This window comes from Flexithrix dorotheae DSM 6795 (assembly GCF_000379765.1).
Taxonomy (GTDB): Bacteria; Bacteroidota; Bacteroidia; order Cytophagales; family Flammeovirgaceae; genus Flexithrix; species Flexithrix dorotheae.
Map to the genome: position 1 here is coordinate 538,663 of NZ_KB903430.1, position 12,191 is coordinate 550,853.

Consider the following 12,191-nt stretch of genomic DNA (forward strand, 5'->3'; position numbering starts at 1 on the left):
GTGCACTTTGTTGTAGTGCTGTATTTTTAGGGAGAGGCAGGATTTAAAATCCTACCTCTTTAAGTTTATAAGTTATTGCTCTGGACTATTCATCAAAAGTAATAGTGTAACCTCTGATTCCGTGCTCATGGCTATCCATACCAGCCTTCTCATGCTCAGCACTTACTCTCAATCCGAAAGTTTTGTCTAGTACGAAGAAGATGATGAAAGCAGAACCAAATGCAGCAACACCACAGGCAGCAACACCAATTAACTGAGTAATGAACTGCTCTACACCAGCCATAGCACCGAACATTCCTACAGCTAAAGTTCCGAATACACCACAAGTTAAGTGAACAGATACTGCTCCCACACAATCATCAAGTTTTAATTTGTCTAATCCTACAGCTGAAAGTACTACTAAACCACCAGCGATTAAACCGATAACCATTGCAGCAGTTGGAGACATTTGGTCAGCACCAGCAGTAATACCTACTAAACCGGCAAGAATACCGTTCAATGCCATTCCAAGATCTAATCTTTTGAACACTACAAAAGCCATCAATACTCCACCAATAGCACCAGCAGCGGCAGCTAAGGAAGTAGTAACCAATACTAAAGAAACTAATGCAGGATCAGCAGAAAGGACAGAACCTCCGTTGAAACCGAACCATCCTAACCATAGTAAGAATACCCCCATAGTAGCCAAAGGCACGGAAGAACCTGGGAAGTCGTTTACTTTTCCGTTTACATATTTTCCAATTCTTGGACCTAATACGATGATACCTGCTAAGGCTCCCCATCCACCAACAGAGTGAACTAAAGTAGAACCAGCAAAATCATAGAATCCCATACCATCAAGGAATCCACCTCCCCATTTCCAACTACCGATGATAGGATAAACAATTCCTACAAAGAAGAAAGTAAAAATAAAGTAACCTGAAATTTTAATTCTTTCAGCTACAGCACCTGAAACAATAGTAGCAGCCGTAGCAGCAAACATTCCCTGAAATAAGAAATCAGTCCACCAGGTATACCCAGCATCTGCATATTCGGCAGTCATTCCATTTTCTGGAGGAGCGATACCAAAACCAGCAAAAGCAAAAATACCTGCGCTTCCTTCTGCAAAACCAGGGTACATTAAGTTAAAACCAAAAAATGCATAGGTCAAAAGCCCTATTGCAGGAGTTAAAGTATTCTTAAACAGGATGTTAACAGTGTTTTTGGCTTGTGTAAATCCAGCCTCAACACCCGCAAATCCTAAGTGCATGATGAATACTAATGCAGTTGACAACATCATCCAGATGTTATTTGCAGTGAGCGTAAGGGTAGTAATTTGAGTAGCTACCTCAGCCTCAGCGCCTTCAAGAGTAGATGCTGTGCTTGCCATTTCTGGAACCATACCCAAGCTTGAAACATCAAGTAAAAGGTTTGTAAAAACGTTCTCCATAATACGGTATTAATTAAAAATTAAGTGAATTGTGAATAATCTAGTTAATAAAAATAGTAGTAGGGATTGAAGGAGCTGACCCTTCAACTCTATTGTTGAAAATCTTTGTGTGTTGTATCGAATGTGATTGGTAAGGGTTGGGATAATCCCAAATAATAATTATGAAACGGTTAGTTGAAGGATGAAAGTTACTTTGGCCTAATAAGCAGTACTTAATTTAACTTTAAGTACTTGTACTTACATAATTATAAAGCAAATATAAATTCAAATTTTTAATAAACAATAAACTAGGTAAAAAAAATACCAAATTTTTTAAATTTTATGTTTTTACATGTTTTCAAATCAAAAAAACACCCATATCATTAACAATTCACAAATTTTTTAATTTTCTAAGATAATTTATCAACTATATCATTAAAATAAGTACAATTAACTAATAAGGGGTTAATTTTTACTACCATTCTTTCATTTTTCCTGTATTTGCCTGTTTTTCGGTTGAATGATCTCATTTTTACCCAAATCCCCGGAATTCCCGTACTTTTTGGTTTTATGCTTACATTTTATTAGCTATTCTCCCATAAAACTCTCCAGGATTTCCTGAAGATTACATTAATGGTTAAATTGGGCGTATTACTTTTAATCATTTTTATGCAAACCACAACCCTATTAATAGAAGGTATATTTAATAATACCTTCAATCTCCTGATTATAGTCCTGGCCGGATTAAACACGTATTTCTTTTTTAAAGCCAACCATGAAATTCTCCAGTTAAAAAATGATATACTGGCTGGAGAAGATTCTCTACTGGAAAAACTTATTCAAAAAAGAGTAGGGATTCAGGAAGACATTGAGAAGAGAATAGGCACGAGTTTTAGTAAATGGGAAAATAAATACCAGCAGTCTACCACCTGGTATTATTTATTTAGTAATACCATCAGCATTTTTCCCCTCATGGGGATTGCCGGAACAATTTTAGGGATTATTCCTGCCCTAACTGATTTTTCTACTGTAAAGCCTGCCTTCTCTCTGGCACTAACTTCTACCCTGCTGGGCGTATTTTTTTCTATTGTATTTAAATTATTTGAAGGGAAAGTTTCAGCTAACTATGCATTGGTATCGGAAAGGATGAGCACTTTAACCAAGGATGTAGCCAGATATCTTATTGAAAAGGAAAGGCCTACAATAGAGTAATTTCTGCTGCATCAACCTTCACTACCATACAATTTTTACTTTTCCGAATCAAAAAGCTGATGAAATTAAAAAATTTACTTGAACTCACTCCTTTAATAGATGTTTTCCTTATTCTCCTTTTTGTATTTATGATTAATCAAAAGGAAGGAGAGCAAGCCTTTGAAACAGAAAAAAACCAAATAGAGGGTGAATTAAAAGCCTCTTTGGAAAAACTTGCCGATCAACAACAAAAAAGCCTGGCCTATGAAAGTTCTTTGGACGAATCGGAAAGAAAAATAAAAATGTATGAACAGGAACTACTTGCCCAAAAAGAATTGCTGGAAAAAAGTACTGCGGAGATTTCCAGAAAACTTATGGATTTATTTGGGCAAACTTCCTACAGCCTTGAAAATAAAGTACTGGATGGTGAACTCACTCCCGATTTTTATTACCAATACCTGGATCAGTTGCAAAACACCGATATCGTGGATAGCACTAAAATAATTCAGCAAATTATGGTGCTTGGGGAATTGAAAGCATACTCCACTATTATTAATATATATGTAAATAATAACAACCAGGTTTTAATCAATGGAAAAACACTTTCCATTTCCTTGGGAGAATTTGATGAAAATACAGGCGACTTTGCACCGGAGATGAAAGAAAGTTTTGAAACAGGACTGAAAAATGAACTAGAAAACCATTATGAAGTTCAGAAAAAAAGCAGGGAAAAGTTGGGGGAAATAGTAATGATTACATTCGGGCATGCTGAAAAGACCCTTACCGGGGTCATCAAATTAACCGATTCAATCAGCAGGGCGTTTTATAGTGAAACCCGACAAATTGAAGGCAATTCCAAAAAGATATTTTACAGTAATTTAGGTTACTTTCCCTTTCTGTAAATTCGTCTTTCCGCTATGGCCAAACAATGAAAGAATCCTTTTGCATGCTTAAACCCGGAACTAACTCTATTTCTGATATTTACAGTTGTCATGAGACTTGATTATAATTGTTAAAAAATGCAAAAAACATTTTACTTCATCTTATTGACTGTAAATTTCCAATTTAGAATCCAGCACTTACTTTTGTAGCATAATAATAAATGGAATTCTGACACTTATTTTTTTAATTAATATAAAATGGAGAATTACGAATATTCGGAAGGTACCCAGTCACTTCATGAAAAAATCCATCAGGTCATCTCAGAAGTTGGGAAAGTTGTTGTTGGTCAGGAATATATGATCAATAGATTGTTGGTTGGTCTTTTTACCAATGGGCACGTGTTGCTGGAGGGTGTACCAGGTCTGGCTAAAACACTTACCGTAAATACCCTGGCCAGAGTGATTCAGTCAGATTTCCAAAGAATTCAGTTTACTCCAGACCTGCTCCCTGCCGATTTGATCGGTACTATGATTTACAACCAGAAATTTGGGGAGTTTGAGGTAAAAAAAGGGCCCATTTTCGCCAATCTTATCCTTGCAGATGAAATTAACCGTTCTCCGGCAAAAGTTCAGGCCGCTCTTCTGGAAGCCATGCAGGAGCGACAAGTAACCATTGGAGAAACTACATTTAAGCTGGACAAACCTTTTTTGGTACTGGCCACTCAAAACCCTGTAGATCAGGAAGGAACTTATCCACTTCCAGAAGCCCAGGTAGACAGGTTTATGTTAAAAATTTTCATTGACTATCCGAAAAGAGAGGCTGAACTGGAGGTGATGAGAAGAATGTCCAACCTTGCTTTTAATTCTGAGGTTCGCCAATTACTTACCAAGCAGGACATTTTCGATATCCGTGATGCCATTAATCAGGTTAGCATTTCCGAGAGCCTTGAAAAATATATAATTGAATTAGTATTTGCCACCAGGTTTCCTAAAGAATTTGGTTTGGATCAACTCTCTGAATATATACAGTTTGGAGCTTCTCCAAGGGCAAGTATTAACCTCAACAGGGCATCCAAAGCCATTGCTTTTCTCGATGGCAGAGATTATGTACTACCAGAAGATATTAAAGAAGTGGCTTATGATGTGTTTAATCACAGAATTTTGTTGAATTACGAAGCTGAAGCCGATGGAATCTCTTCCAAATTTATCATCGAAACGATTTTGAATAAAATCGAAATCAGTCACTAATCATTTTCAGAAGGCACAGGATCAGTATTTTGGGGAGCTTCCTCATTTTTACTGATCCAAAAATTATTGTAGCCCAACCCCAGGCTTATCGTTATCTTACTGATAGCCAGTAGCTCTAATATTGACAGGAAGTTAAAAATTACCGCAATTTTATTCCTGTCCTCATTAATTAACTCTTCAAAAGATAGTTTTTCCTGAAAGGCAAGTTTCCCCAAAATTAAAGTTTTCTGTTCCTCTACTTTATAGGGATACGGAGTCACCTTATGTCTGGGCTGCTCTCTTTGTCCCTCCTCAAATTTTTTGAGTGTCTTCTGAAATACCTTTAATAACTTATACAAATCAATATCCTGAAGCTCGACTTCTACATTATTTACCGAAGCCAGGGATTTTAACTCTTTAAGGATATTTCCCCGCTTCTCGTGCTGTAGCATTTTGTCTTCCCAGTCAGCCAATTGACCTACAACCGATTTATATTTTTTATATTCCAGCAGGTGCCTTACCAATTCTTCCCTGGGGTCAATCTCATTTCCTTCTTCATCCTTTTCTACGCGTGGCAAAAGCATTTTGGCCTTAATCCTCATCAAAGTAGAAGCCACCAAAATAAATTCGCTGGCAACCTCCATGTTCATTTTTTCCAATTGGTGTAAATAATCAAGGAAGTCTTTGGTAATTTTTGAAATGGGAATATCATGAATATCCAGCTCATCCCTTTTGATAAAAAATAATAAAAGGTCAAAAGGACCTTCAAAAAGTGGAATTTTTACTTCAAAATGTTCTTCCATGTATTGGGGCTTCTACCTAAAATTTCGCAGTTGGTAAAATTATAGTATTGCAACCAAGCAGACAAACTTAAAAACAGAGAATTTTTTAGATGATCAAATGGAAAACTTTTACAACTGAAATTTCATAAGTTAATAATTATACTGGTGTCAATTTCCTTTCGGAATTGCTTACATTTATCCTTGTGATTTTTAATACCCGACCACTATGCTAAAAGGCGTAAAATATAATAAGATATTCATTCTGGGTGCTGGATTTTCAAAGTCAGTATCCACCAATAATCCTACACTTAGTGACCTGACAAATGCCTTAATTCTGGAAAAAGACAAGCACTTGTATTACGATCTGATCCAATTTGTTTCTTCCTTGAATGAATTGTCAAATGGGTCGGAAGAAATAATGGAAATTGAAAAAATTGCCACGGTAATTTTATCCAAGAGGCTATTTTATAATAATGAGGAAAAACTACTTTATGACAAATTAAGGCATCAGTTACTGGATTGGATTTACAACAAAATAGAGGAAAATTCGCCAAAGGTAGATGATGACAAAAAAGAATTGCTTACCCGGTTTCTGGATCAGGCCAGTTTTTTAAACAACTCGGAAACACATGCCTCTCCTTCCCTTATGATGACCTTCAATTATGACTTATTATTGGAGCGATTACTGTTTGAGTTTCAGCAAGAAGACTGGACAATTGATTACATCATCAGGCTGAATAATTACCTGAACAGCTACCCGTCCAATATCGATCTTTCTACCAAAAAAGTATTGGAATACCTGAAATTACACGGTTCATTCAATTGGTTTGCCGTACCAGGTGCACAGAAAATAGATTTAAGCAATGTCTATCTGGTTTCGGAAAATGATCCCTCCAGAAATTTAATTCACCAAAGTGATATCCCTGTTTATATTCCCATGGCATTTTCGAAAATGCAATTCCTGAGTGGTTCACTTTATAATGTCATCTGGAATATAGCCCAAAGCTATCTGGAAGAGGCATCAGAAATTTACTTTATTGGCTACGGATTTCCACAAACTGATATCGATAACCTGATTTTTTTCCTGAAGTTTAAATCAAAAATTAAGGATATTGTCATTTATGAGCCACCCGAATCGGAAAAGCTAAAACGACTGAATAAACTTTTCCCAGATTCTAATATTATCAATCAGGATGCTTTTCAGTACATTGTAGAGAATCATTTGGGGGAATAAGTTTAGCCCTTCCTTAGAAAGAGCTAAACTTACTGTGGTCAATTAATTTTTAGTAAAATAATCTACCACACAAACCTTATCAATACTTGGAGAAGCCAGATCAACAAATGCCTTATGCGCAGGATGAGGGAGGTAAATATCACGTGCTTTAGCATCTTTAAAGGTCACAAAAAAGCAATGAGTGAAGCCTTGCTGAAGGTTTTCAGGACTCACATCAGTTCCCCATTCAAAATCGTGAATTTCTTTAATTTTGGAAGGCAACTCCCCGAAGGCATCTGTTATGGCCTTCAATTGTTCCTCAGTAGTATCATCCTTAAATTTCATTAATACCACATGCCTCAATAGTTTTTGAGGTTTTAATTCGGTGGTTGAATTAGCTTCAGTGTTTGTGTCAGTTCCCATATTTTTTAGTGAAAAGGCAGATATTAAAAAGACAAAACCAAGGGCAATTAGGATAGATTGTAAATTAATTTTCTTCATATGAATTAAAATAAAAATTGGAAAAATTAAATATATTCAATTTTGCCCAACTCTGTGAAAATGAAATGATTTATATCCATTTTAATGGTCATTTTTACTTCTTCTGTAAATTAAAACTGTATCCAGGTTTCATAGAAAAGTTGTGGTATTCTCATTATCCCAGCATTTTTAGTTGTTAGTTTTTTTCGACTTCCTCCACCTATTTATTCCCCAGACAACCAAAATGATGAGGATCAGAAATGGCCAGATATTTACCAACCCAATAAAAACAAAACCCAAATTCTCCCATCCATTTGAAAAACCATCTTTTATCTGAGAGAAAAATCCCTCACCACCTGAAACAGTCTGATAAAAGCTTACCGTAAGAGTGGAAAAATTAACCTGATTAGAAAGGTATTTTAATCGTCCTTCTACCGATTCTATTTCTTCTCTGATTTTGCCTAATTCTCGTTCAATTTCTAAAATTTCCGTAACCTTTTTGGCCTCTTTCAACAGATCAAGGTATCGGTTTTCAAGTTCCTTTTTTGTTTTGATTCTGGCGGTAATATCCAAAAACTCCTCTGTCACATCCTGAATTTGAATATTTCGCTGATCGAAATGTCCTACTCCTTCGGCTATGGCAGCCAGTAAACTATCAAAATTTTGGGAGGGAACTCTTATGGTTAAAGTCTGACGGATACTTGTGTCATAATTATAGGAATTTTCACTTGCCAGGTATGCCTTATATTTTTTAATGGCAACATTTATTCTGGTTTTGGTGTGTTCAAGGTCATCAGTCTCAAAAGAAATATTTCCTTCTTTTATTAATTTTCGTTCCATTACTTCGCCCTCAATCTCACTTTCATTTTGAGGCATTTCCCCCTCTTCATATTCTTCATCCAATACCATGTCTGAAGAAACTACACTTTCTTTATAAGCCTGATTGCTTTGGCAAGCGGCAGCCATAATCAGAAATACAAATAAAATTTTGGGAAAGAAGTTTAATTTCATTTTGGTTAAAAATTTCATAAAAACCTGGTGTATTTTTTAATCCAATCTTTTCCAACAAGAAAGCAAATGGTCGTTTACCATTCCGGTGGCCTGCATAAATGCATAACAAATAGTGGACCCCACAAACTTAAACCCTCTTTTCTTAAGTGCTTTGCTCATCTCATCAGATTGCGGAGTTTTAGCCGGTACTTCTGAAAGTGATTCAAATTGATTTACAATGGTTTGGTGGTTGGTAAATTGCCAAATGTACTGATCGAAGCTGCCAAACTCTTCTTTTATTTTCAGATAGGCTTTCGCATTGGAAATGACTGCATTTATTTTCAGTCTGTTCCGTATAATTCCGGGATTTTGCAGTAATTCCATGATTTTGGCCTCATCATAATAAATTATTTTTGTGGCATCCCAATTATCAAAAGCCTTCCTGTAATTTTCCTTTTTCACCAAAACGGTATACCAACTTAATCCGGCCTGTGCACCTTCTAAATTGATAAATTCAAATAGCTTTTGATCATCATGCTGAGGTTCCCCCCAAATTTCATCATGATAGGCTTTATAAATATCATCTTTGAGACACCAGGAACATCTAGGTTTATTTTCCATTAAAAAGTCTTTGCTTTTAAGGTGAAAATTACCCTGATATTAGAAAAAAATAAAGGAATAGACAAAAAATCAGAATATTCATTCTATCTATTTTTGCTATTCCTCAAAAGGAAATAGGATCCCCTAACTGTCCAAAAAAATTAATGCTCGCAAGATACTCCTGCCATTATAATTTTACCATCAGGGGAATATTGAATTTTTCCTTTCATTTCCAGAAAAGAGATCACTTCATTAATACGGATATAGGGAATAGTACAACTGGAAAACATAACGTCTATTCCAAATTTTGAAGCCAACTGTTCCTCAAAGTTAGCTTTGGTAAGTTTGCCCTGTTCTTCCGTAATAAAATCGAGCGTATCGTGGATATGATATGTATTTGCCATTTTTCAAAAATTTAATTTCAATCAAAAATCAGCATTTAACCGGCTTTAAATTATGATGTGGATCATAGAGAAAAGATATTATTTGGAAAAGAATTGACTCTGTATTAAAATGAAATTTGGAAAATAATTCTTGATTTGAAATGGCAATATTATTGTCCTTATTAACCATTATTTGAATGAAAGGCTTAATTTATTCAATATTTTTTATTACCTTTTTAAAGTATTAATATGAATAATTTAATATTATTCTATACTTTTTCAAGATTAGTACTAACCAACAACATTATCCAATTCACCTTGCATTAAATTGAAAAATTTAAAATACTGGAACAAATTGTTTTTGTATCTTGAGATTTTTCAGTATTTATCCAAGAGTTCAATTGTCTGTCCATCTTTTTTCAGGTAATCAGTTTGTTTGAAAAATAAAGACAATGAAGAGGTTTACCCATATTTCTTTTTACTGGGTTGTGCACGGCAGTGTCTTCCTGGTTCATGAACCTCAATTCGAAGAGACCGTTAACTGAACATTTTCGCTTTCAGGCAAGGAACTTAAATTACTTCAATATTTTTTAAGATATTAAACAAGGAAAATGAAAAAGACCACGATCCTTTTGCTGAAGATAATGATATTATTTTCCTTATTTTCATGCAATAAAAATGAAATTGAGACTGAACGAAAAATTCCAATGCAGCAAAAATGGAATATACTCTGGATTCTTGCAGATGACATGAGCCAGAATCTCAGCTGCTACGGAGATACCATTATCAATACTCCCCATATTGATAAACTGGCTAAAGAAGGTTTAATATTCAAAAATGCCTTCACCAATGCGCCTTATGATGGTACCTCTGAATCCGTTTTGTTTACTGGAATGTACCCACAAACAATAGGAGCGCAACATCAGAAAACTGAGGAAAAAGGTTATTATGCTGTTCCGCCTCCCGAAGTGAAAATTTTCACTGAATACCTTCGGGCCTCGGGATATTATTGTTCTATAAAAGGGGAGGCAAATTACCAATTCGGTGAAATCCCTACCGCATGGGATGATCACCAAAAGGACATCAGTGATGAAGATTACAGGCCTCTTTGGAAAAAAAGAAAAAACGATCAACCATTTTTTAGTGTGATTAAACTCAATCAATCTCACGAATCAAGGAGCCTGCCCAATGAAGATTTGATAGATTTTTTACTACTTAAGGATAGTACCCTTTCAAGAAAGCAATTAAGCATTGAGTTGAAACATCTTGATTCTACCCGTTTCGCCCAATCCAATTTAAACCTTGATAAAATAAAGGTTTCACCTTATTTGCCCAGCACAAAGGAGCTCAAACAGGATTTGGCCAAAATGTACTCCAATATTTCCAGGGTTGATGTTCAGGTTGGAAAAATAATAGAACAATTGGAGCAGGATACGCTTCATCATAAAACTATAGTAATGTTTTTCAGTGATAATGGCCAGGGATTATTCAGAAGCAAAAATTGGTTGTATGACTCAGGAACCAAGGTCCCCTTAATTGTAAGATGGCCATTACAACATCATCCTGAAAACCAGATAGACGATCTTGTAAGTTTTGTGGATTTTGCCCCAACAATGCTGTCATTTGCCGGTGTAAAACCTCCAAAACACCTCCAGGGAAAGGTTTTTATGGGCAAACTGAAAGGCTCTACTCCTAAAGAATATGTATTCCTTTCAAGAGACCGAAGTGGAGGTGTGGATGAAAAAATAAGAGGAGTAAGGGACAAACAATATAAGTATATTAAAAATTATAAGACCAATCTACCCTATTCCGCTCCAATGGTTTTAAGGGATAAATTAACCTCAACTGAAAAGGTGCTTGCAACTAAAGGAATGGCCAATAAAACACTCCAATTAGAGTATTTTTTCTCACAAAAAAAACCAAAAGAAGAGTTGTATGATTTATTGCACGATCCTTTTGAGATGCACAATCTTGCCAAACGGACATACTTTTCGGAAGACTTGGCAAGGTTACAGGAAGCCTTAAAAAACTGGGAAGCCAGCCTGGGTGAATATAATGTAATTTCGGAAAAGGAAATGATTACTAAAATGTATCCTGAGGGATTTCAACCTGATACGGAAATTCCTGAATTTTCAGTTAAAGGTGGGACATTTACAGCTCCTGTAAAGGTCAGTTTGTCCTGCAATACCGAAGGAGCCTCCATTACTTTTGCTATCCTTCCAGATGGTGAATCCAAAATTCAATGGCAACTTTACACCGGGCCATTTGAAGTAAACACCAACAGCACTGTACTTGCCAAGGCAGTAAGATATGGGTATAAGGTTAGCCAGACCAGGTCGGCTGGATTTTCTTTTGGGAAGGAAGTGAAAGATTTAGAAATGTGATCACAATTTAAACCTTTCCACGTGCCAGTAAATAATTATTTTTTTCTCATCCTATTTTGGGGTATATACTTCTTATTTCATAGCCTTCTGGCTTCCGATAAGGTAAAAGAAAGACTGTCTTTTGTAGGCAAATACTACAGGGTATGCTATAATTTAATTGCTACAGGAGGGTTGTTGTTTATTCTTTTTTATGCTGCACTAATACCACCAATCAAGTTTTACGAAACCACTGATCTAACGAAATTCCTTAGTTTAATCCCGGCAACCTATGGAATTTTGGTGATTAAATCGGCTTTTAGAATTTACAGTCTTAGGGAATTTATCGGGATTAACCAATTGAAAGATTCTGATTCGATGGAGGAATTCAAAAAAGAGGGGATATTAAAAAAAGTGCGCCATCCGCTTTATTCAGGAAGCATATTAATCCTTTTGGGTTTTATCATCTTTTCCCCAAGCCTGGGAAATTTCATCAATTTCACCTGTATATTGATTTACATTTTTATAGGAATAAAATTAGAAGAGAAAAAATTGGTGAAGATTTACGGTCAGAAATACGCTGAATATAAAACAAAAGTTCCTATGCTCATTCCAAAACTGAATTTCAAAAACAGATAAAAAAAGGCCTTGTAATTTCTTACAAGGCCTTCTTAAT

The 12,191-nt window shown here is 35.6% G+C and carries 12 protein-coding genes; 6 read left to right on the forward strand and 6 right to left on the reverse strand.

From position 1 onward, the window contains the following. Positions 1 to 85: 85 nt before the first annotated feature. The gene (locus A3EM_RS0102235) at positions 86 to 1,429 is read right to left on the reverse strand and encodes an ammonium transporter (protein ID WP_020526535.1); all 1,344 of its coding nucleotides are present in this window, start codon (positions 1,427 to 1,429) and stop codon (positions 86 to 88) included. A 648-nt stretch (positions 1,430 to 2,077) separates the two neighbouring features. On the opposite strand from A3EM_RS0102235, the gene A3EM_RS0102240 reads away from it, so the two are divergent. From A3EM_RS0102240 to A3EM_RS0102250, 3 genes are all read left to right on the forward strand, one after another. Further along, complete coding sequence (locus A3EM_RS0102240; RefSeq protein ID WP_020526536.1) at positions 2,078 to 2,620, forward strand: MotA/TolQ/ExbB proton channel family protein; 543 nt, start codon at positions 2,078 to 2,080, stop codon at positions 2,618 to 2,620. A 59-nt stretch (positions 2,621 to 2,679) separates the two neighbouring features. Further along, positions 2,680 to 3,501 carry a hypothetical protein gene (locus A3EM_RS0102245; protein WP_020526537.1) on the forward strand — a complete coding sequence of 274 codons (822 nt, stop codon included), beginning with the start codon at positions 2,680 to 2,682 and terminating at the stop codon, positions 3,499 to 3,501. A 237-nt stretch (positions 3,502 to 3,738) separates the two neighbouring features. Next, a complete protein-coding gene (locus tag A3EM_RS0102250) occupies positions 3,739 to 4,728 on the forward strand; it encodes an AAA family ATPase (protein ID WP_020526538.1) in 990 nt (329 codons plus the stop codon). On the opposite strand, the gene A3EM_RS0102255 is transcribed toward A3EM_RS0102250, so the two are convergent. Then, positions 4,725 to 5,510, reverse strand: coding sequence for a segregation and condensation protein A (locus tag A3EM_RS0102255; RefSeq protein ID WP_020526539.1), 786 nt, complete (start codon positions 5,508 to 5,510; stop codon positions 4,725 to 4,727). The genes A3EM_RS0102250 and A3EM_RS0102255 overlap by 4 nt on opposite strands. A 205-nt stretch (positions 5,511 to 5,715) precedes the next feature. Here A3EM_RS0102255 and A3EM_RS0102260 point away from each other — a divergent pair, with 205 nt between their 5' ends. Then, a complete protein-coding gene (locus A3EM_RS0102260; protein ID WP_020526540.1) occupies positions 5,716 to 6,723 on the forward strand; it encodes an SIR2 family protein in 1,008 nt (335 codons plus the stop codon). A 42-nt stretch (positions 6,724 to 6,765) separates the two neighbouring features. Here the strand turns inward: A3EM_RS0102260 and A3EM_RS0102265 are convergent, their stop codons facing one another. From A3EM_RS0102265 to A3EM_RS0102280, 4 genes are all read right to left on the reverse strand, one after another. After that, a complete protein-coding gene (locus A3EM_RS0102265; RefSeq protein ID WP_020526541.1) occupies positions 6,766 to 7,203 on the reverse strand; it encodes a Dabb family protein in 438 nt (145 codons plus the stop codon). Between the two features lie 168 nt (positions 7,204 to 7,371). Then, complete coding sequence (locus tag A3EM_RS0102270) at positions 7,372 to 8,193, reverse strand: DUF4349 domain-containing protein (RefSeq protein WP_026210055.1); 822 nt, start codon at positions 8,191 to 8,193, stop codon at positions 7,372 to 7,374. Positions 8,194 to 8,229: 36 nt separating this feature from the next. Then, positions 8,230 to 8,793 (reverse strand): DNA-3-methyladenine glycosylase I, encoded by a 564-nt coding sequence (locus A3EM_RS0102275; protein WP_020526543.1) that lies wholly within the window; start codon positions 8,791 to 8,793, stop codon positions 8,230 to 8,232. A 140-nt stretch (positions 8,794 to 8,933) separates the two neighbouring features. After that, positions 8,934 to 9,176, reverse strand: a complete 243-nt coding sequence (locus tag A3EM_RS0102280) for a DUF2492 family protein (RefSeq protein WP_020526544.1) — start codon at positions 9,174 to 9,176, stop codon at positions 8,934 to 8,936. 590 nt (positions 9,177 to 9,766) lie between these two features. On the opposite strand from A3EM_RS0102280, the gene A3EM_RS0102285 reads away from it, so the two are divergent. Then, positions 9,767 to 11,539, forward strand: coding sequence for a sulfatase family protein (locus tag A3EM_RS0102285; protein WP_020526545.1), 1,773 nt, complete (start codon positions 9,767 to 9,769; stop codon positions 11,537 to 11,539). A 21-nt stretch (positions 11,540 to 11,560) separates the two neighbouring features. Next, on the forward strand, positions 11,561 to 12,154 hold the full coding sequence (locus A3EM_RS0102290; protein WP_020526546.1) for a methyltransferase family protein: 594 nt from the start codon (positions 11,561 to 11,563) through the stop codon (positions 12,152 to 12,154). Positions 12,155 to 12,191 lie beyond the last annotated feature (37 nt).